Origin of the sequence: Psychrobacillus psychrodurans (assembly GCF_050209195.1) — a bacterium.
GTDB classification, from domain to species: domain Bacteria; phylum Bacillota; class Bacilli; order Bacillales_A; family Planococcaceae; genus Psychrobacillus; species Psychrobacillus psychrodurans.
Genome location: NZ_CP189791.1, coordinates 1,848,490 through 1,869,941 on the forward strand (window position 1 = coordinate 1,848,490; position 21,452 = coordinate 1,869,941).

Genomic DNA, 21,452 nt, shown 5'->3' on the forward strand with positions numbered 1-21,452 from the left:
CATTTTCTTCTTACTATGCAATCTTTTACGTCTTTTTATGTATCAAAAGTAGATTTAATATGAAAACTAAGAAAAAACTGTGGAGGTAGGAATATAATTGATGCCCATGCTTTTAACAGCTTCGCCAGAAATTCCTGTAGGAGATGATTGGCTGTACGAAGCGAAATATGATGGATTTCGATGCATTTTGGAATGGGATAATGAGCCTTTACTTAAAAGCAGAAACGGAAAATTACTAAACGATATGTTTCCAGAAATTATTAAATTCTGTAATGAAATTTATAACAAAATCAAATCTTTTTTACCACTAACAATGGATGGGGAAATAGTATGTTTAATAAATAACTTTCAAAGTGAATTTTCAAAGGTGCAAACTAGAGGAAGAATGCAAAATTTCGAGACCATTAAGAATAATGCAGAAATATTTGCTTGTCATTATATTGTGTTTGATTTACTCAAATATAAAGGTAAGGATTTAACTAAACTTTCATTGATAAAGCGAAAGCAACAGATGGCGAGACTGTTTAACAAAGTTCAGTTGCCTATATCTATAAATTATCAAGATATAAATAAGCTACAGATGATTGATGTTTATGAGGAAAATACATTATTGTGGAATACAATAGTCTCAAATAATGGGGAAGGCTTAATCGCTAAACAAAAAAGCAGTACATGGAATAGCGGGGAACGCACTAAAAAATGGTTGAAAATTAAAAACTGGAGATTTATTAGTGTCATTTTAACTAAGTACGATAAAAATAATGGATTTTTTCATGGTGCACTTTATCAAAAGGACTCATTAGTTGAAATCACTACGTTTCGTCACGGACTATCTGAAATGGAGTTAAGTACGTTGACAGAATTATTTCAAACGAATGGAACAAAACTATCGAATAATATTTGGGAGTTAGAACCGTCTATTTGCATAGAAATTGCCTGTATTGATTTTGATGGTAAAAAGTTAAGGGAACCAAGATTCCATTCGTTTAATCTGAATAAACCTATACAGGAGTGTAATTGGCAACAAATGCAAAAGCAGTTATATCCTTTACCATCATCTACTATAATAACTCATCCTGATAAGCCTATATGGCCAGATGCGGGAATACTAAAGGATGATTACCTTTTATATCTTCAACGCATATCACCATATATTTTACCTTTTTTAAAGGATAGGCTTCTTACTGTTATTCGTTTTCCGCATGGTGCAGCAGGTGAAAGCTTCTATCAGAAAAATAGTCCAGATTATGTTCCGGATTTTGTTATGACAAAGCAAATAGAAGATATTAAATATATTTTATGTAATGATCTAGACACCTTGCTTTGGTTAGGAAACCAGCTTGCATTAGAATTTCATGTTCCTTTTCAAACTGTAAATACTACAAATCCTACAGAGATTGTATTTGACTTGGATCCACCCTCGGTTCATGAGTTCTCATTAGCAGTGGAAGCTGCTCAACAGATGAAAGTTATATTTGATCAATTTCAGCTTAAATCCTATGTGAAAACCTCTGGTGGAAAAGGAATTCAGTTATATATTCCACTAGAGGAGGATAGTTTTTCGTATGAAGAAACTGGTATTTTCACTAAGTTTATATCAGAGTTTTTAGTAGAGCAGGAACCAAAATGGTTCACTACTGAAAGGTTGAAAAAGAATCGCGGGAATAAATTGTATTTGGATTATGTTCAACATAAAGAAGGGAAAACTATCATTTCTCCATTTTCACCAAGAGGGAACGAATTGGGACTTATTGCAACTCCATTGAAATGGGAGGAGGTTAGAGAGTCCTTGAGACCAGATGAATTTTTGATTCCACATGTGTTAGACCGTATAAAATATGAAGGAAATCCTTTTCAAGACTTCCGAGTGGGAGCGGAAAATGAAAGATTTGCGATTGTATTAAACCAATTAAAAGAACTTGTAGAAAAATAAACAGGAATCACAGAAAAACGTACGTTCGCATATGCTATAAAAGAGGAGGGAACAATTGTGGGTAATGATTTGGTTAAATATTTAAATCGAGGTTGGATTGTCGATATGATGTATATCTCAAAAGCTGGTGAAATAAGTAAGCGCAAAATTAGGTTATTAAAAGTACAAGGAGATTTATTCCATGCATACTGTTTCAAACAGCATGCGAACCGAACATTTAGAATTGATCGTGTGCTAGCAATTGTTCCCATAATAAAACCGGAATAAGGAACTATATAATTTTCTCCTTTTTTCGTTCAATGATTAATTGAAAAAAGTTCTCTTGAACCGTATACTAGTTATAAAGGAAGTGGTTATATGATACATACAAATTGGGCTACAAAGCCGACTATCAAAACAGTGACGTGTTCTCATACAGATGCTAAAAAATTTCTTGTGAGTAATGTACTTACCGTTGGAAAAACATATGAAGTTAAAAATGAAACAGAAGAATTTATATTTGTTATTGACAACACAGGAAAAGTTGGCGGCTACTACAAAGAATATTTTCAATAAAAAACCGATGTGAACTCATCGGTTTTTTTTCATAAGGAGACAAGAGTAGAATATGGTAGACATCGTAAAGGAAGAACAACAGAAGAGATTAAATAGAGTACATATTGCACAAGACAGAGCTCTTATTGGAGCTGGTGGATATCTTTCGCCAGAAGAACATTTACTAGAGGACGTACTTATCGCTGTTTCTTTAAAAAAGCCAGTTTTGCTAAAAGGTCCAACGGGTGCAGGTAAAACAAAGCTTGCTGAAACAGTTTCAGCCTTCTTTACTCAGCCGATCCAAAGTATAAACTGTTCGGTGGACTTAGATGCGGAGGCTTTACTAGGATTTAAAACAATCGTAACTAATGATGGTGTGAGTGAAATTGATTTTGTTGATGGTCCTGTAGTTGAAGCGATGAAAAAAGGGCATATTTTATATATTGATGAGATCAATATGGCTAAATCAGAGACTCTTCCTATATTGCATAGTGTGCTCGATTATAGACGCATGCTAACAAACCCTTTTACTGGAGAAGTTATAAAGGCACATCCTGATTTTTCGGTGATTTCTGCGATCAATGAAGGTTATATCGGCACAACACCCATGAATGAAGCACTAAAAAATCGTTTCGTAACCTTTTCCGTTCCTTATATATCCGGTGAGCATCTTGAAAAACTATGGCAGGAGATGTTCCCAACAGCACCGAAGACATTACATACACTTATGTTAAACCTAGCAGATGATTTGATGGAACAAGTAAAACAAGGTTTGCTTTCAGAGGAAGCGGCATCTATTAGAAGTTTGCTATATGCAACAGAATTGGCATTATATATGGATCCAGTAAGAGCTATAACTTATGCTATCGCTGAAAAGCTAGAGGATGACCAAGAAAAACAACTTGTGTTAGCATTGGCTTCTTCTTGGATAAAGTGAGGGAAATAAATGGATTCAGTTGACAGGTTTATACAGTTCAATAATGAAACTATTGATGCAAGACAGCTAATGCATTATGAAAATGTTGCAAAAGCTTTAACAAAAAATACGTTATTAGCAATAAATGAACGAAAACTAATCGAATTTCAACCTGTGGATCAAACTATTTCTATAAGTGTGTTTTGGAGACATCGGGATGAACAAGTGATGCATGAAGGTAGATTGTCCGATATTTTTCTGATGTCAGAAGGATTTTGGAAGTATTTTGATGTGCTAATATGGCAGGATTTTCTAGAAGAAAAACCAACTGAACTATCAAAATTCATGGATCAGTTATTATTTTGTATAGAAGAATTTCGACTGGTTGAAGTGGTTCAGGAAAAAAGAGTTGGTACGCAAAAAACATTTAAAACTCGCATAAAAACATATTTGGATTTTCATAAACAGCAGCTACGTGTAAATATACAGAAAGGTTTCTTAGCAGATGCTTTTATCAGTTATTTATATATTTCCCTATATGAGGGCACGATGTATGTACAAGGACCAGATTCGTTTAAGCTAGCAAATAATATTATTCAAAAAGTATATGAATCTAAAACAACTCAGCAGTCTATTGATTTAGTTTTTCAGCTGTATTTTCTTTTAAACGAATATGTGAAAGAGGATAGCTTACTGCAATATTACGCAATTATTTCTTACACCAGTTTACCACCAAAGGATTTTCATTATCATAGAGGGGTAACAAACGCTGAACTCGGTGAAGAAGATAAGAAAGATACGATTGAAGAGATATTTAGATCTTGGCATCGGGAAAATGAGCAGGAGAATGGAGTCCACCTTCAATATGAACTTGAGCATGGAAGAGATGGAAAAGCAGAACAAGCAATTGATGCTGAGGAAGGACAAGAAGGTCATGAGATTACGATGACTGGTAAAGGCCAATCTAGCGGAAATAGTAAGGAAGGACAGGTGGATCAATCCTCTAATGATCAATCCAGTGATTTGAAAAAAGCTGGTAAGTCTTTCGGTAAAGAACATATAAACGTCGTTTATAAGGAACAGCGTATTGCAATCACTGACGCTTCTGACAATAAGAATCTACTATACAAGTATCGTCAGGAGCATGCACCATTTCTAAAGGCTTTTGTGCAAGAAATGAAAAAACGTTTAGATCAAAAGCGAATAGATAAGCGTACAAACCTTACAAAAGGGAGATTATCTACAAAATTGACTCCTCTTTGGACAGATGAAAGACCTAAACCTTTTTATAAAAAAGATGCTCCGAGTATCCAGTTAAATGCCGTATTTGGTTTGTTAGTAGACGGATCTGCTTCTATGCAAGACAAAATGGATGAAACTAAAAAGGCAGTTTTACTTTTTCATGATGTATTAAGAGAGCTGAAAATTACGCATGAAATTGTACTTCATTATGAAGATGCCTATGAAGCAACAGAAACTTCCCAACCAAACGCATTTGAATGGATTCATAAGTTAGAGGATGGTCAAAAGGATAACGGTTTAGACATTCTTTCCATGATTGCCCATGAAGATAACAGAGATGGCTTTGCAATAAGATGGCTGGGGAAAAGATTAGAGAATAGAGCAGAGAATCATAAGTTCCTGCTTGTATTTTCGGATGGGGAACCCTCTGCATTTGGTTATGCCCAGAATGGTATTATGGATACCGCAGAAGCAGTGTTAGAGCAAGAGCAGCTTGGTATAAACGTTTTACATCTATTTTTAAATGATCATGAGGCTACAGAGGAGCAATTGAATTTGTTTCGCTTAATTTTTGGCAAGAAATCAGCAACTGCTTCTTCCTTAGAAAAGTTTTCCGAGGAAACACTTAGATTACTACGCAAAATGCTCCATCTTGTTGTGCAAGGTTCCTAAGAAAATAGAGAATTACTGTTAGAGAGAGCTTAATATGTTTATGACCCGGAAAATAGGGAATAAATATAATCGAGGATTTTTCTCGGCAATTTTGTTTCTCTTAAAAATAAAAAAACCGAGCAAAATACAATTTTGGAAGGAGAAATGTTCCGAATGAATTGGTATGAAAAGCTCAATCAATACTTTCCGGTCGATGAGATGAAATCAAGAGATCATATGGAAACACTATTAACCGAAAAGGGAAATGTTTATATAAAAGATGAGGGGCCAAAACATGTATTAATGTACGTTGAATTTGAGAACTTTGTCTTTGTGGATTATTTATTTGTTTCAAAGGAAGCTCGCGGAGAAGGCCTTGGACGGAAGTTATTGAATCAATTAAAAGAAAAAAATAAGGTAATTCTATTGGAAGTAGAGCCTATTAACTACGAAGATTCTGATTCAGAAAAACGTCTAAGGTTTTATGCGCGTGAAGAATTCAAACATGCTACCCGTATTGGTTATTCAAGACGATCTCTTGCAACAGGTGAAAATACTATTTTGGAAATTTTATATTGGTCGCCATCAGATGAAGATGAGTATGCAATTTATGAAGCAATGAAATGGACGTACGAGAATATCCACACATATAAAGATGAGGATTTTTATGGTGATTCCTATGATGCTTCCCATGAAGTAATAGTGTTTAATGAAGAGAGTAAGAAAAACATGTTAAAGTCATTTTGAATTTTATTGCGACATTGCGACATAAAAAAGAATTCATTTAAAATCAAAGATGATTTTAAAATGAATTCTTTTTATTTGTGGTATATGTGTTATCTAATCATCGGCGCTTCATATATTAGAAGAACGGTTTTTAGATTGGTCGGCTATAAGTAGAAGACGTTGTTTTAATTCTTCTTCCATACGACCAATTTCTATTTCTGCAGCTTTACGTTTTACGCGTCCATCTGCTTGTATACGCATAGTTTCTTCAATTGTTTGTAATAAGTTTTCCTGAGTTTTTTTCAATGTATCGATTTCTACAATACCTCGTTCATTTTCTTTTGCGGTTTCAATGCTATTAACTTTTAGCATCTCAGAGTTTTTAAGTAATAGGTCATTCGTTGTTTGAGTTACTTGTTTTTGTGCAGCAACAGCTTTTTGCTGACGATTTAGAGTTAAAGCAATAGCGATTTGATTTTTCCAAAGTGGGATAGATGTCATAATGGATGACTGTATTTTTTCGGCAAGTGTTTGGTTTGTTTGTTGGATCATACGTATTTGTGGTGCACTTTGAATTGTTATTTGTCGAGATAACTGTAAATCATAAACTCTCTTTTCTAATCGGTCGACAAATTGAGCCATGTCATTTACTTCTTGAAATGCCATTTGATCATTAGAAAGCTCTGCTTTACGTCTTAACTCTGGAATAGTTACGTTTACTATATCATCTCGCTTTAATTCTGCTGCAGCAATGTAGACGTTTAATGCCTGGAAATAAGTTTTATTTTGATCGTAGAGTTTATTGAGCATTTGAACATCCTCAACAAGTCCTCGTTTGGAATGCTCCAATTGAATACCGATACGGTCTACTTGTGTACTAAGTTTCTGATACTTAGTCATTAGTTCTTGAACGGAGCGATTGACACGACTAAACAATTTTTTAATACCCGATTTTTTCTCGGTGGATAGCTCCTCTGGATTAATCTCAGATAATTTTTTCATTAAATCACTTAAAATATCTCCAACAGGCCCTATATCCTTCTTTTGAACATGATCTAACATTTGGTGAGAAAAACGTGTGAGCTCCGATTGTGCATTAGCACCATAAGTTAGAATGGCTTCATAGTTACCAGCAGGAATCTGTTCTGCTAATTGTCGAGCCTTTTGCTGTTCCGCTTCTGTTAATCGATCTATCAATTTAGTTGGAGTTGCTTCTGTTTCTGAAGAAACTGCTTGTGGTTTAGTAGTATCCAAATTAAATGGACTAGATAATAATTCGTCCATTAATATATCTTCACTTGTATTCGATAACTTTTCGCTCATCTTCTGATTCTCCTTCTAAATATAAAGGTTTTTCTGCTGTTTTAACGGATAATTTTGCAAAGTCTAATTCCATCTTAAGGTGCTCTACATCAGAGGCAAGTACATTGTTTAAATCATCTTCCATGACTGTACTAATTGATTCTAATGTATCTCTTGTATCTTGTAATGCTAACTTCATATCCTTGTTTTTCACCGGTTGTGAAACTAGTAGTGTATATTTTGACGTTAGTTCTACAGCCGAATCTAAATGTGCATAAAAGAAATTTTCTGCCTGGTAAAATTTCTTCGGATTAGATTTAACAAGTGATATAATTCGTTTCGCTAATCGATTCATCTCAAATAATTGTTTAAACGAACTAATAGAACGTACCTTCAAATATTGACTATTTAGCGCTTTTATCTTTTTATTTGCTTCTTTTAATTGTTGTTGGATATGGAAGTACTCAGAAAGGGTCATTTGATGTTTTTTCATAATTCTTCTTTGTTGTATTTTCTTTATCGAAAAATTAGTAACAATATATACACCTATAGCTAAAGCGGAACTCCAAAAAAATCCACTTTCGATTGAAAAAAAGAAAACAAACCAAGAAGTAATCATGATCGGTATATTTAAGCAATGGCGTATGAAGGTTTGAATTACTTCACTCATGATGTTACCTCCTTTTATCCCGCATTAACGGGCAATAATTATCCCACTTAAAGTTTTGGGCCAAAGTACCAAGCATTAGTGGGAGATAACTGCCCGTAAAAGCCTGAATGGCTCAACTTACAATCAGTGGGTTTGAAAACCTCCATCGATTGAAGTTTCACTTTTTCTATACTATTATATACGATTCAATCAGAAGAAGGTTTCATTAACATAAAAATTTAAACGATATCTGACTCCATTGTGGTATAACCTTTTAAATCATCATATAATTCAATACTAAATGCATTTGTTTGAGATAAAGGCGAAACACCTTTTTGAATATATTCTAAAAACTCTTCTAACTGTTCTGAATCGCCTTCTATATCAATAACGATAAGTTTGTCGTTCGTCTGTTTGCAGCTACCTTTTAATCCAAGTGATTGAGCTTTTTGTTTCACTAGAAATCGAAAACCTACTCCATCCACATCCCCGTGCATTTGAATAAAAGCTCGCTTTTTCATAACTAAGTCTCCTAACCTGTAAATAATGGTATCTATAACTTAACTGAAAAAGTAGGAATTTTCAATTTATAAATTCCTAAGCCGTTTAAGTAGACATTTTATATTGGAGAAGTAAAATATGAGTTAATAAAAAATGTTAGAGGCGATGAAAATGTATGAAGTAATTTACATGAAGGCAGACTACGAACCCTGGTGGCTTTTTGAAGGTTGGGAACAGTATATCGTAGAAAAGCATGTTTTTGAAAATGAAGCAGTGGCCAAATCCTTTTTAGATAGTAAACTTATGGAATTGCGGGAGACATTTCCAAAAGAAAAAAATAAGGATGATAAATACTGGGCTTTTTGGTCAGAAAAAGAAGTATGTTTTTGTGATTCCTGTGACGATGATTTACAAATCTACCATGGACTAATATGGAATGAAATGCAACAAACTATTTAGAATTGCGAAAAAATTAATTGACTAAATTCTAGCAACTGATATAATTTAATTAACAATTTAAGTGAAAAATACCGTATTAATTATTCACATATCCTATGAAGTGATCGATGTGAGATCGGTACTTCATGGAATATGTGAATTTTTTTCACGTATTGATTAATTTTTTGGAGGTAATAGAATGAAACAAGGCACAGTTAAATGGTTTAACGCAGAAAAAGGTTTTGGTTTTATCGAAGTAGAGGGTGAAAACGACGTATTCGTACACTTCTCAGCAATTCAAGGAGAAGGCTTCAAATCACTTGAAGAAGGACAAAAAGTTGAATTTGAAGTAGTTGAAGGTAACCGCGGACCTCAAGCTGCAAACGTTACAAAACTATAAGAGTACAGAGAAGTACACCGTTAGGGTGTGCTTCTTTTTCACTTTTTATATTTTTTATACATATTCAGATAGATTAAATATATATTAGTAGATTTAATTATTTTCAACGAGGGTATAAAGAGCTTAGTTTATTATTTTCATAGGGGGAATAATTTTGGATGAGGCATTACTTGATCATAAATTGAAAGAATATTTGCTGGCAAACAAACAAAATTTTGAAGAATATTTATTGAACCAAGCTGTGAATGTTAGAGAGAAAATCGATGATATATTAAAAGTTGGAGATATCGATCTGATCAATAATGCACATAATCTTATTCATCTTATTATTGATGGAAATGAGCAGGATAAACTTAGTGCATTTTCAAGGCAAGAGGGTATTGCATGGGCTACATTTTCCTTAACATTATCGTTTAAGTTGGAGTGGATTCAAGCGATTAGGAGAACGATGTGGGCTTTTATTCAAAAATATAACAATGAAGTACAACAAATTTCTATCGATGACTTTTTTGAGTTAGAAAAACAAATTAATAATCAAATAGATTACTTTTTAAATGAATTCTTTATTAACTACTCTACGTATAAAGATGCCCTTATTTCATCACAACGAAAAGAAGTGGAAGCACTTTCGGTACCGATAATACCGATTACACCAACTATATGTATCTTACCTTTAATCGGATCAGTGGATACTTATAGAACAAATATAATGGAGGGTAAAATATTAAACGAGATTGGTCGTTTACACATTCAAACATTAATAATGGATTTATCGGGAATATCGAAAATGGAAATAGAGGTAATAGATCATTTAATGAAAATTATTTATGGTACTTCAATGATGGGCTGTGATACAGTTATTACTGGTTTAAGACCGGATGTTGTTAGACAAATGATTCAATTAGGTATTAAGTTTGATCAAGAAACAAAAACCTATGCTACTCTGCAACAAGCATTAAACCAATACTTAATACAGTAAAGGAATGGTGGTTCGTGAAAATAGATACGAATCACCTTTTAATAGTTTTTCGGATTTAGCTATTTCCTAACTTTTAAGTTCTCTTGACCCTAGTATAAATGTTTGATTAGTTTTAGAAATGCTTATAATGTTTCAAATTGTCTTTTTTTTGGTATAGTGAAAAGAGAAAGGGGATATGGCGATGAATGTAGAACTCAAGAAAGAGCTACCAACTTATGAGGAGCAACAAGACTTCTATATAAAATTACGTTCTAAGATCACAGATTATGTAGAAAGTAAATCGGGGAAAGCAGGGAAGTTTACTCCATATCTTCTGTTTGCGCCAGATTTATTTCATTTATTAGTGAAGTCGATGTTCGATGACAGATTAGATGCCAAAAGTAAAACACTCGTTGGTAGTGGGATATTGTATTTCATCACTCCTGTAGATGTATTACCTGAAGGATTAGTTGGGCCAGGAGGGTTTATAGACGATATAATTGTAGCTACTTTTGTAGTCAACATGTTATTAAATAAATTTAAACCAGAAGTGATTGAAGAACATTGGGCAGGGGATGATAAATTATTAAACGTCCTGAAGAGTATCTCAGAAACAAGTGATTCATTACTAGGCAAATTACCAACAAGGTCATTACTCGGTCGATTTATTATGACTTCCAAAAAGGACAGATTAGTTAAAAACTAATCCTTTTAAAGATAAGAAGATTTAAATAGTACTTCCTATAAAAATTTACTTTGAGCACTTTCATCATTGTTAAAACAACAAAAATTAAGAGATTAACTTAGACAGAAGGACAGTATTAACAAAAAAGAGTACAGGATCATGACACATTGTCACAATCCTGTACTCTTTATTTCATCTATCTTATAAGTTTTGTGTTTCTTTCCACTCTAAGAATTCATCGTAAGTCAATTGTTTATCTAAGATAGATCCGTCTTCACGAATTTCGATTACGCGATTTGCAATTGTTTGGATGAATTGATGGTCATGTGATGTGAAAATCATCGCACCCTTGAATAATGTAAGTCCATTATTCAATGCTTGAATAGATTCAAGATCTAAGTGGTTCGTTGGTTCATCTAGTAATAATACATTCGATTCCGAAAGCATCATTTTTGAAAGCATACAACGTACTTTTTCTCCACCAGAAAGAACAGAAGGCTTTTTCTTTACTTCTTCACCTGAGAAAAGCATACGGCCAAGGAATCCTCGAAGGAATGTTTCGCTTTCATCATCTGGAGAATATTGGCGTAACCAGTCTACTAATGAAGGCTCACTACCTTCAAAGTATTTTGCGTTATCAAGCGGGAAGTAGGCACGTGTTGTAGTAATACCCCAACGTATTGATCCTTCTTTTGGTTCTTCTTCTTCAGCTAAGATACGTAATATAGCTGACTTCGCTAATTCATCACCTAAAAGAATAATTTTGTCTTCTTTATTCATAGTGAAGCTTAAATTAAAGAATAGTTTTTTGTCTTCTGTCGAATGACCTAAATCTTGAACTTGTAATACATCATTACCGATTTCACGTTTCATCGCGAAATTTACATATGGATATTTACGAGATGATGGTCTAATATCATCTAGTTCTATTTTGTCTAGCATTTTCTTACGAGATGTAGCTTGTTTGGATTTAGAAGCATTGGCACTAAATCGAGCAATAAATGCCTGTAGTTCTTTGATTTTTTCTTCTTTTTTACTATTTTGATCTGAAGCTAATTTAGAAGCTAATTGACTCGATTCATACCAGAAATCATAGTTTCCTACGTAAACTTGAATTTTACTGAAATCTAAATCCGCAATATGTGTACATACTTTGTTCAAGAAATGACGGTCATGGGATACAACAATTACAGTATTTTCAAAGTTAATGAGGAAGTCTTCTAGCCATTGGATAGCTTTAATATCTAAATGGTTAGTAGGCTCATCTAGTAAAAGTACATCTGGTTTGCCAAAAAGGGCTTGAGATAATAGAACTTTTACCTTTTCTGAACCAGTTAAGTCAGCCATTTTCTTTTGGTGCATGTCATCAGGAATACCAAGACCTTGTAAAAGTATTGCTGCTTCTGATTCAGCTTCCCATCCATTTAAGTCAGCAAATTCACCCTCTAATTCGGCTGCACGCATACCATCTTCATCTGAAAAGTCTTCTTTCATATAGATAGCATTTTTTTCATTCATTACTTCATATAAACGTTTATGCCCCATCATAACTGTCTCTAAAACAGTGTGTTCTTCGTATTCGAAGTGATTTTGTTTTAAAATAGCTAAACGTTCATCTGGATTCATAATAACATTACCTTCTTGTGGCTCAATTTCACCAGACAAGATTTTGATAAATGTTGATTTTCCAGCTCCATTTGCACCAATCAAACCGTAACAGTTTCCTGGTGTAAACTTTATATTTACGTCTTCGAACAACTTACGATCACCAAAACGAAGACTTACGTTACTTACTGCAATCATGCTAGTACCTCCTAAAATTCACAATGAACTAATTATAACATGAATTATAAACAAAATACAGAATCCCTTTGTTAATGAGGGTTAAAGCAAATATTCTTGCTAGACAGGCTCTAATTAATAGGTTTTCCCTGTTATCAGTGGAATGGAGTGTCTCCTTTTTCATCTCACGAGAATAAAGGACTGCATCACAATGATGAAAACCACTTCAATTTTGAAGTGGTTTTCGTCTAAATTTTATTCCTTCTTTATAAACAGATGTCATCCAAAATTTTGAAGGTACTTTTGTTGGTGTAGATCTAAAATTCTATTTCCAATTTTTTTCTATAAACTCATCTCGACCTGACTGTGCACGATCCTCTTTATAGTGAGTTGGGCTTTTCTTATAATAGTCTTGATGATACTCTTCTGCCTCATAAAATGTTTTAGCATCACGAATTTCGGTAACAATAGGTTTAGAGAACTTCCCACTTGCTGCAAGCTGTTCTTTCGATTGCTCCGCAAGCTCTCGTTGTTCATCTGAATGAATAAATATAGCAGTGCGATATCTTTCTCCTCGATCTTGGAACTGACCGCCATCATCGGTAGGATCAATTTGTTGCCAAAATATTTCTAAAAGCTTTTTGTAGGAGAAAATGCTTGGATCAAATTGTATTTCTACAACTTCTAGATGACCAGAATCTCCCTTTTTTACGTCTTCGTAAGTAGGGTTATCAAGATGACCACCCATATATCCTGAAGTTACCTTATGTATTCCGTCCCAAGTGTCAAATGGTTTTACCATGCACCAAAAACATCCTCCTGCGAAAGTTGCTGTTTCTACCATGATCTTTCCTCCTATTATTCTCACTAATTGATAATTGTATTATGTATAATAGATTTTACCACTTGTTTAGTAGTAGTACAAAAATCTGAAACTTTTCCTAACTGAAATACGTTATTATTAGGGTATAAAGGGGAGATTTCAAGATGGAAGAAGAATTACAACAAACTAGAAGACGTAGAAGGAAAAGACGTCCAAGAATAGGACGTATGCTTTTTGTTATTTTATTATTTTCGGCTGTAGGAGTTGGTATTTATACATTTACACAATATTCTAGCGGTTATAAATTAGCTGACACAGATAAAAAAGAACCAATGGACTTTAAAGGAGATGTACTTAAGCAGGGTGAACGAGAAAACATCTTGGTTCTAGGCGTGGATTCCAGAGGGGAAGACAAAGCTCGTACAGATACGATGATGATTTTTTCTTGGGATAAGCAAAATAATGATGTTAAAGTAATCTCTTTCATGCGTGATATATATGCAGATATCCCTGGAAATAAATCCTACAAATTAAATACAGCTTTCTATTTAGGGAAAGTACAATTATTGAAAGATACAATGCAAGAGATGTTCGATTTACCAATTCATCACTATGCATTAATAGACTTTAGTAGCTTTGAATCCCTTGTTGACATAATTGCACCGGATGGAGTTCCAGTTAATGTAGAGAAGGACATGTCAGAGAAAATTGGTGTTACATTAACCAAAGGGCAACAGAACTTAAATGGACAAGAATTGCTCGGTTATGCTCGTTTCCGTTCGGATGCTGAAGGAGACTTTGGACGAGTTGGAAGACAACAGTTGGTGATGGAAATCTTAAAAGATGAGCTATTATCCATGGAAAATATACCAAATTTACCTAAATTCATTGGCGCAACAGAGGGATATATCCAAACAGATTATTCACGTTCTGACAAAACAAAACGAGTATTAGATGCACTCGTAAGTGGTCAGTTAGAAATGGAAAAAATGACAATTCCAGTGGAAGGAACATATTCATTTAAGCGCTATAGTCATGCTGGGTCAGTCATTGTACTCGACGAAGAGAAAAACAAAAACGCAATTACAGAGTTTTTAGAAAAATAACTTGCTTTAAGATTGCCATATTTATTTTTCCTCCGTAGAATAAATATATATAGAAAGGAAGTTTGATAGAAGTGGAGCCAGAAAAACCTTCTTTTTTTTCTACTAGATACATAAAATTTTTAGGTGGACGTAATACTATCTTTTCATTGGTTCTTTTACTGATGATCGGTCTTGTTATTATGATTTATGATGAGATTTCTTTTATATTTGTGCCTTTGACGGTATTTCTGGGTAATGTAATCTTACCTATAATCCTAGCTGTTATTGTGTATTACTTATTACGACCAATACTACGTTTATTAGAAAAAATAAAAATTAAACGAGTATGGGGCATACTTATTATTTTCTTAGTATTAATCGGATTAATAACATTACTAGTGTTTCTAGTATTTCCTTTTTTAAAGGGTCAAGTCTTTAAATTAGTGGAAGAATTACCGACTTACTTTATTCAGCTCTTCAATGACTTAGATGAATTTTTACGAACATCTATTTTTCAGGAATATTATTTACAAATTGAGAATGATGTTACTTCAGTATTAAATGGTCTTCCAGCTGAAATAGGAGAGTTTGTACAAGATACTGTAACAGGTATTATAACTGGGATTTCATCGATTGTTGGTGTATTAACTAGTTTTGTTTTAGCTATAGTAACTGTACCTTTTATCGTTTTTTATCTTTTAAAGGACGGCGAGAAGTTACCCCACTTTGTTCTGAAGTTGTTTCCTCCAAGAATGAGAGATGATTTACAATCTGTATTTACAGGTATAGATAGACAAATTAGTTCTTATATTCAAGGACAAATACTAGTATCAATGTGTATTGGAATAATGATTTTCATTGGATTTACAATTATCGGTATGCCGTATGCACTTCTACTTGGAGTCATAGCGATGGTTACAAGTGTAGTACCATATTTAGGTCCAGTGATAGCTATTACTCCAGCTGCTATTATAGCCCTAGTAAAATCACCACTTATGCTAGTTGGGTTGGCGATAGTTTGGACGATTGTCCAGTTAATAGAAGGGAAGTTTATATCACCACAAATTATGGGTAAATCATTACATGTTCACCCAATTACAATTATCTTTGTTCTTATTACATCAGGTGCATTATTTGGTGTTCCAGGAGTAATATTAGGAATTCCAGGATATGCAATTTTGAAAGTAATCGTTTCACACTTTTATACATTGTTTAAAAAGCGTTATAATAAGTTTGAACCAGTAATAGAAAATCACTATGAGTATACAAATCACAAGGTGGACTGAGAATAATGGCGAAGAAATTTGAATCTTCCATAGAAGTAAAATCTATAAAGATAGACACGATTGTCGATCACCCTTATATTGAACATGGTATTAATCTGTCGGGCACAATATATATAGAAGGAGTACACGATGAATCGGTAGAAAACATCAAATTAGAAGTATTTAAACTGACAAATGGTGAATCACCTAAAATTGTATCGAAGCACTCAATTGAGTTAGTTGGAGCAGCTGCATCTAAGGATATGCAAATGATACCTTTTGAAATTATGCCAGATGAAAGATGGATTCCAGATAGTAATGAGGAAGTAACAAGACTAATTTTAAGAACAACAGTATTATTCGAAAATGGGTCTGAATATAACGACGAAGATGAAATTTATTTTGATATTGAAGAATGATATATGAAGCTCTAGCCTCGTGCTAGAGCTCTTTTTTTATAAGAAATCTACTTGGCAAAAAACATCATCCAACTTAAGTTAATAAAAAAGATAATTGAATAAATTATAAAGTATAAAGTTACGAAGGTAGAGCATTCTAATGTTAAATTAGGAGGAAACTAAAAATGTTTAAACGATTGTTTTCGATACTTATTATTTCGTCTTTTGTACTTTCTGCCTGTGGATTTCAAAGAGATTCCAATCAACCAGCTAATCCTGAGACGCAAATAGACAATCAAGATCAAAAAATTCCAAATACAGGTAATGAAGAGGTTAATGAAGAAAATGATGTAGGTATTCCCAAAGTGGACGATTCCATAAATGATCCATCTTTTGAAAAACCAAATGAAAAAAACGATTGAATTGTTTGAATAATTATGCTATTATTTATTTAACTAATTCGAACGGAGGTGAAGAAAGAATGAAAAACGCTATGAATGCACAATATTTTATGTTGGAATTTTTATCCACTTCTTGTGCAATTACTCATGAAATTGCTAACAACGGGACAGGTCTGTCCATTTTCAGACAATTTCAAAGTAATTTTCATAGCTAAGAAGTCATTCTTTCGGATCTTAAATGGTAGGGAGAAGACTGTGCTTTTTAGACAGTCTTTTTTTGTTGCAAAAAAAAGGCGCTTCTTAGCTCATAAAGAATTGAAGGGAAGCGATCATAATGATATGTACAATACAAAATATAACAAAAATGCTTGGAGGAAATACGATTTTCGAAAACTTATCTCTTGATATTAAAACGGGAGACAGGTTAGCCATTGTTGGTCGTAACGGTAGTGGTAAAACTACATTGTTCAAATTGTTAGCAGGAAATGAAAAACCTGACGAAGGATATATCAACTTTAAGAAAGGTGTATCCATTGGTTATTTGGCTCAAATACCTACTTTATCAGAAGATATTACAGGTCTTGATGTTCTACATTATGCTTTTCAAAAGATTACGGAGTTACAAAAGAAAATGATTCTGATGGAGCAACAAATGACAACCTTAAATTCAGAAGGGATGGAGCGCCTGCTCCAACAATACGGAGAAGTACAAGAACAATTTACACTTTTAGGCGGTTATACAATGGAGTCTGAAATTGAAAAAGTAGTGCAGGGACTTCAGTTGAACCAATTCGTAAACCAATCATTTGCTAGTTTAAGTGGTGGGGAACAAACAAAAATAATGCTTGGGAAAATTTTACTGTCAAATCCAGATATATTATTGTTGGATGAACCGACGAATCATTTAGATATATTTGCAGTTGAGTGGTTGGAACAATATTTGGTTAACTATTCAGGGACTGTTGTAATTATATCGCATGACAGATATTTCTTAGACCAGGTCGTAAACAAAATTGCAGATTTAGAAGAAGGTGAGCTTTCTCTTTATCATGGAGATTATTCTTCCTTTATTTTAGAGAAAGAAGCTAGATTAATGCGTGAGTTCCAGGAGTATGAGGAACAACAGAAAAAGATCAAAAAAATGAAGGATGCAATAAGACGACTCAGACAATGGGCAAATGAAGCGGTTCCACCAAATCCAAAGTTATTTCGTCAGGCACGTAATATGGAAAGGGCACTAGAGAGAATGGTAAAAGTTAGAAAACCTTTAATCGACCCTAAAAAGATGAAGCTTTCCTTTGAATTTGCTTCTAGAAGTGGAAAAGAAGTAGTAATGATGAAAAATGTATATAAATCATTTGGTGATAAAGCATTACTAGAAAATGCTCAGCTAAATCTATACTGGAAGGACCGAGTTGCGATAGTTGGTCGAAACGGTTCTGGTAAATCCACTATATTAAATCTTCTGCGTGGAGAGATAACTATTGACAATGGAGAAGCTCGGTTAGGTAGTAATGTCAGGGCAGGTTATTTGTCGCAGCATTATGAAATTCAGGATCCGAAGTCTAGGCTAATTGATGTATTTCGAAGTGAGTTAAATGTGGTCGAGGGAGATGCACGACATATTCTTGCAAAATTTATGTTCTATGGACCAGATGTATTTAAGCGAATAGGTGATTTAAGCGGTGGTGAGCGCATGAGACTTCGCTTAGCACAGCTCATGCATCAGGATATTAATCTCCTAATTCTTGATGAACCGACGAACCATTTAGATATTGAGTCCAGAGAAGTACTTGAAGATGCTTTAGCTGATTTTGATGGAAGTATATTGGCCGTATCACATGATCGGTATTTTTTAAATAAATTATTTCCTAAAACTGTCTGGTTGGAAAAAGCCCAACTGACTACATTTGAAGGACCATATGAGTGGGCTAGAACAAAATGGGAGGAAATGTATTCTAAGCGAGAAGTAGAAGATGTTTCAGAGAAAAAGACTAAAACTAAACAACCAACAAGGGAACGTGTAAAAGAGCGAACAATTGATGAAGAAATTTCATGTTTGGAAAGTGAAATTTCATATTTAAAAGAAAATGCAATAATAGAAACTGATTGGGGAATTTATGAAAAGCTTATCGAATCTATTCAAGCAAAAGAAGAACAACTTGAAATCTTATTGGAGGAATGGATTGGTTAGGAAGTATTAGAATTACTTATAATATTAATGACCACCTTTTAAGAAGGTGGTCTCTTTTGTGAGATTACAAGTTAGGTATCTCAAATTGGAAGATTTATTTTTAGTTCCTTTATTTTCAATAATATTATGTTTAAACTCATCATCTGTAGAAAATATGATAGAAAAGTAAATAAGAAGGTATTTCCCCGAAATTTGTTTTTTTTTGAAGAGCAAGTTATTATTCATACATTAAAATTCTCTCATTGTGCCGATATAATAGTATAAATATACTTATATATGGAATATTCATATCGGAGCATATTCAATACATAGAGAAGGAAGATGAGTAATGCGTAAATCTATAAAGTGGAAAATAATTATTGCTGTTATGGCTCTAATTATTGTAAGTATGGCACCATTAATAACCATTAGTACGAACACTATTAGTAAAAAGACGGAAAAAGATTTAATTGATCAAAGCCAAGTTATAGTTCAAGAAATGTCTACATCAATTCAGAATTATTTAGCTACATATGAAAAAGGGCTTATTCAATTATCAACTTCAAATGATATTGTAGATTTTCAAAATAGTGCTAAAGCGACTGATAAAGTTTTAGCCAAGCAATTAGAGAAACGATTAGATACTAGATTTAATGAATTTGTTTCATTGTATGACGCTGTAGCTTCAGTCTATATAGCTTTACCTGATAAATCGATTGAAATTATTCCAGAAGCAGACCTAGGAGCAGATTTTGATCCTACTTCAAGGGAATGGTATTTAAATGCCGTTTCCAATAAAGACAGTTTCAGCTGGTCTAAACCTTTTGTAGATGCTTCTACTGGAGAATATGCAATTTCTGGTGCAAAAGCTGTTATTAGAGATGGCCAAGTGGTTGGAGTACTAGCCATTGATATTCTATTATCCAAATTAACAGAAACGTTAGCAAACAATGAGTTAGGTTATGAAGGTTATCCGATTATTGTGGATGCAGATGGTAATGCTATAGTTCATCCTACTTTATTTGGTGAAAACATATCTGAGAATTCATCAGTCAAAAAAATGCTATCTAGTTCCTCGGAAAGTGGAAATGTAACTGACGGAACGGAGAGTACTAATACAATTACTGTATTTACAACTATACCAGAATTGGATTGGAAAATAGGAGCTGTTTATGAGGGAAATAAGATAAACCAAACAGCAGACAGTATACGTACAATGATAATAATAATTGTTTTAGCCATTGAGGCAACCATATTTATCGTATTATATTTCATGATTAGCGCTATTTTAAAACCAATCGGACAACTAAAAAAATTAATGGATTCTATTGCTGATGGAGATTTAACTGTACAAGCGAATATAAGGTCTAAGGACGAAATTGGTCAACTTGCTACAAACTTTAACAAAATGACTAGCAGTATGAATGAAATTATTCAGGTTGTAAAAGAGTCCGCAAATAATGTGCAGTCAAATTCTGAAAATTTAAGTGCTGTAGCTGAAGAAACAAATGCTTCAGCGGAACAAGTGTCATTAGCAGTTAGTGAAATTGCAGAAGGTGCATCTAAATCAGCAGAAGATGCTGGTGAAGTAACCGAGAGTTCCGTACACTTAAGCGAGCAAATCAATCTCATTAACGAAAAATCAATAACGATGACTGATATAGCTACTAAAGCAAATTTAATGAATACAAATGGTCAAAACCAAATGAGTGAATTGAAAACTTCTTTCCAAAACTGGGAGTCTAATCTTACCTCCATGTCTACATTGTTTACAACTTTAGAAGTTAGAGTAAAAGCGATTGGCAGTGTTATGGAAACCATTATGGAAATCTCATCACAAACGAATCTCCTCGCATTGAATGCAAGTATCGAAGCGGCCCGTGCAGGTGAGCATGGAAAGGGATTTGCGGTCGTTGCGGATGAGGTGCGAAAGCTTGCAGAGCAATCTGCTAAAGCCACAGAGGAAGTAAAACAAACTATTACGGAGCTACAAAGTGAATCCCATATTGTAGGGGAACAAATGACAGACACCATCAAAACATTCCGTGAACAGGGTTCTGTTGTAACTGATACAGAGTTAACATTTAGTGAAATATCAATATTGATGAATAGTTTACAAACATCTATTGATGCAGTTTCAGCAGAAATTGAACAAGTTTCCAACTATAAAGATCAGGTAGTAGATACTATTCAAGTGATGGCCGCAACTTCAGAACAAACTGCAGCTGCATGTGAAGAAGTGAGTGCGTCATCTGATGAGCAGTTACGAGCAATTCAATCGGTAGCTACAGCATCTGAGACATTAACAGATCTTAGTGATAAACTTGCGGAAGCAGTGAATCGTTTCAAAGTTTAAAAGAAGTTGAATTATTGGAAAACACATGTTAATATTCTTTAATAAAGAACAATATAATTTAATAACTCTTATCAAGAGAAGCAGAGGGACATGGCCCGTTGAAGCTTCAGCAACCTCTGATTTATCAGAAAGGTGCTAACTCCTACAAGATATAATTTCTTGAAAGATAAGAATCGAGAGCAAAACGTTCACCCTCTTTTCTTATATAAAGGAAAGAGGGTTTTTAAATTTAAG

The 21,452-nt window shown here is 33.8% G+C and carries 22 protein-coding genes and 1 riboswitch; of the genes, 17 read left to right on the forward strand and 5 right to left on the reverse strand.

What is annotated here, in order from left to right:
• The first annotated feature begins 97 nt into the window (after nucleotides 1–97).
• The 6 genes from ACQCPR_RS08725 to ACQCPR_RS08750 all read left to right on the forward strand — a co-directional run bounded on the left by ACQCPR_RS08725 (nucleotide 98) and on the right by ACQCPR_RS08750 (nucleotide 6,023).
• Nucleotides 98–1,933 carry a DNA ligase D gene (locus ACQCPR_RS08725; protein ID WP_090561410.1) on the forward strand — a complete coding sequence of 612 codons (1,836 nt, stop codon included), beginning with the start codon at nucleotides 98–100 and terminating at the stop codon, nucleotides 1,931–1,933.
• 57 nt (nucleotides 1,934–1,990) lie between these two features.
• Nucleotides 1,991–2,200 carry a transcriptional regulator gene (locus ACQCPR_RS08730; RefSeq protein WP_090561408.1) on the forward strand — a complete coding sequence of 70 codons (210 nt, stop codon included), beginning with the start codon at nucleotides 1,991–1,993 and terminating at the stop codon, nucleotides 2,198–2,200.
• Between the two features lie 90 nt (nucleotides 2,201–2,290).
• Nucleotides 2,291–2,488, forward strand: a complete 198-nt coding sequence (locus tag ACQCPR_RS08735; protein WP_269921057.1) for a DUF6501 family protein — start codon at nucleotides 2,291–2,293, stop codon at nucleotides 2,486–2,488.
• 52 nt (nucleotides 2,489–2,540) lie between these two features.
• Nucleotides 2,541–3,404, forward strand: a complete 864-nt coding sequence (locus ACQCPR_RS08740) for an AAA family ATPase (protein ID WP_427138780.1) — start codon at nucleotides 2,541–2,543, stop codon at nucleotides 3,402–3,404.
• Between the two features lie 9 nt (nucleotides 3,405–3,413).
• Nucleotides 3,414–5,297 carry a vWA domain-containing protein gene (locus ACQCPR_RS08745; RefSeq protein WP_427138781.1) on the forward strand — a complete coding sequence of 628 codons (1,884 nt, stop codon included), beginning with the start codon at nucleotides 3,414–3,416 and terminating at the stop codon, nucleotides 5,295–5,297.
• Between the two features lie 153 nt (nucleotides 5,298–5,450).
• Entirely contained in the window at nucleotides 5,451–6,023 is a 573-nt protein-coding gene (locus ACQCPR_RS08750) for a GNAT family N-acetyltransferase (RefSeq protein WP_427138782.1), read from the forward strand.
• Between the two features lie 108 nt (nucleotides 6,024–6,131).
• On the opposite strand, the gene ACQCPR_RS08755 is transcribed toward ACQCPR_RS08750, so the two are convergent.
• The 3 genes from ACQCPR_RS08755 to ACQCPR_RS08765 form a co-directional block, all read right to left on the reverse strand.
• Nucleotides 6,132–7,325 (reverse strand): toxic anion resistance protein, encoded by a 1,194-nt coding sequence (locus ACQCPR_RS08755; RefSeq protein ID WP_427138783.1) that lies wholly within the window; start codon nucleotides 7,323–7,325, stop codon nucleotides 6,132–6,134.
• Nucleotides 7,297–7,974 (reverse strand): 5-bromo-4-chloroindolyl phosphate hydrolysis family protein, encoded by a 678-nt coding sequence (locus ACQCPR_RS08760; RefSeq protein ID WP_090561398.1) that lies wholly within the window; start codon nucleotides 7,972–7,974, stop codon nucleotides 7,297–7,299. The genes ACQCPR_RS08755 and ACQCPR_RS08760 overlap by 29 nt, the downstream gene beginning before the upstream one ends.
• Before the next feature lie 218 nt (nucleotides 7,975–8,192).
• Nucleotides 8,193–8,474, reverse strand: coding sequence for an acylphosphatase (locus ACQCPR_RS08765; protein ID WP_427138784.1), 282 nt, complete (start codon nucleotides 8,472–8,474; stop codon nucleotides 8,193–8,195).
• A 151-nt stretch (nucleotides 8,475–8,625) separates the two neighbouring features.
• On the opposite strand from ACQCPR_RS08765, the gene ACQCPR_RS08770 reads away from it, so the two are divergent.
• The 4 genes from ACQCPR_RS08770 (at nucleotide 8,626) to ACQCPR_RS08785 (ending at nucleotide 10,956) form a co-directional block, all read left to right on the forward strand.
• Nucleotides 8,626–8,913: a DUF1033 family protein gene (locus tag ACQCPR_RS08770; protein ID WP_427138785.1), complete on the forward strand. Its 288-nt coding sequence runs from the start codon at nucleotides 8,626–8,628 to the stop codon at nucleotides 8,911–8,913.
• A gap of 178 nt (nucleotides 8,914–9,091) precedes the next feature.
• Entirely contained in the window at nucleotides 9,092–9,292 is a 201-nt protein-coding gene (locus ACQCPR_RS08775) for a cold-shock protein (protein ID WP_090561394.1), read from the forward strand.
• 154 nt (nucleotides 9,293–9,446) lie between these two features.
• Entirely contained in the window at nucleotides 9,447–10,271 is an 825-nt protein-coding gene (locus tag ACQCPR_RS08780) for an STAS domain-containing protein (RefSeq protein ID WP_427138786.1), read from the forward strand.
• A 181-nt stretch (nucleotides 10,272–10,452) separates the two neighbouring features.
• A complete protein-coding gene (locus tag ACQCPR_RS08785) occupies nucleotides 10,453–10,956 on the forward strand; it encodes a YkvA family protein (RefSeq protein ID WP_427138787.1) in 504 nt (167 codons plus the stop codon).
• A 180-nt stretch (nucleotides 10,957–11,136) separates the two neighbouring features.
• On the opposite strand, the gene ACQCPR_RS08790 is transcribed toward ACQCPR_RS08785, so the two are convergent.
• Nucleotides 11,137–12,738, reverse strand: a complete 1,602-nt coding sequence (locus ACQCPR_RS08790) for an ABC-F family ATP-binding cassette domain-containing protein (RefSeq protein WP_427138788.1) — start codon at nucleotides 12,736–12,738, stop codon at nucleotides 11,137–11,139.
• Nucleotides 12,739–13,042: 304 nt separating this feature from the next.
• Nucleotides 13,043–13,561 carry a peptide-methionine (S)-S-oxide reductase MsrA gene (msrA, locus tag ACQCPR_RS08795; protein WP_090561385.1) on the reverse strand — a complete coding sequence of 173 codons (519 nt, stop codon included), beginning with the start codon at nucleotides 13,559–13,561 and terminating at the stop codon, nucleotides 13,043–13,045.
• Between the two features lie 143 nt (nucleotides 13,562–13,704).
• On the opposite strand from msrA, the gene ACQCPR_RS08800 reads away from it, so the two are divergent.
• The 7 genes from ACQCPR_RS08800 (at nucleotide 13,705) to ACQCPR_RS08830 (ending at nucleotide 21,218) form a co-directional block, all read left to right on the forward strand.
• The gene (locus tag ACQCPR_RS08800; protein WP_427138789.1) at nucleotides 13,705–14,646 is read left to right on the forward strand and encodes an LCP family protein; all 942 of its coding nucleotides are present in this window, start codon (nucleotides 13,705–13,707) and stop codon (nucleotides 14,644–14,646) included.
• Nucleotides 14,647–14,717: 71 nt separating this feature from the next.
• The gene (locus tag ACQCPR_RS08805; protein WP_090561381.1) at nucleotides 14,718–15,911 is read left to right on the forward strand and encodes an AI-2E family transporter; all 1,194 of its coding nucleotides are present in this window, start codon (nucleotides 14,718–14,720) and stop codon (nucleotides 15,909–15,911) included.
• A 5-nt stretch (nucleotides 15,912–15,916) separates the two neighbouring features.
• Complete coding sequence (locus ACQCPR_RS08810; RefSeq protein ID WP_090561379.1) at nucleotides 15,917–16,309, forward strand: sporulation protein; 393 nt, start codon at nucleotides 15,917–15,919, stop codon at nucleotides 16,307–16,309.
• Nucleotides 16,310–16,473: 164 nt separating this feature from the next.
• On the forward strand, nucleotides 16,474–16,710 hold the full coding sequence (locus tag ACQCPR_RS08815) for a hypothetical protein (RefSeq protein ID WP_427138790.1): 237 nt from the start codon (nucleotides 16,474–16,476) through the stop codon (nucleotides 16,708–16,710).
• Between the two features lie 59 nt (nucleotides 16,711–16,769).
• A complete protein-coding gene (locus tag ACQCPR_RS08820) occupies nucleotides 16,770–16,904 on the forward strand; it encodes an RAxF-45 family protein (RefSeq protein WP_427138791.1) in 135 nt (44 codons plus the stop codon).
• 119 nt (nucleotides 16,905–17,023) lie between these two features.
• A complete protein-coding gene (gene abc-f / locus ACQCPR_RS08825; protein ID WP_427138792.1) occupies nucleotides 17,024–18,883 on the forward strand; it encodes a ribosomal protection-like ABC-F family protein in 1,860 nt (619 codons plus the stop codon).
• 328 nt (nucleotides 18,884–19,211) lie between these two features.
• Nucleotides 19,212–21,218, forward strand: coding sequence for a methyl-accepting chemotaxis protein (locus ACQCPR_RS08830; RefSeq protein ID WP_427138793.1), 2,007 nt, complete (start codon nucleotides 19,212–19,214; stop codon nucleotides 21,216–21,218).
• A 65-nt stretch (nucleotides 21,219–21,283) separates the two neighbouring features.
• Nucleotides 21,284–21,391, forward strand: a riboswitch (SAM riboswitch).
• The last annotated feature ends 61 nt before the right edge of the window (nucleotides 21,392–21,452 follow it).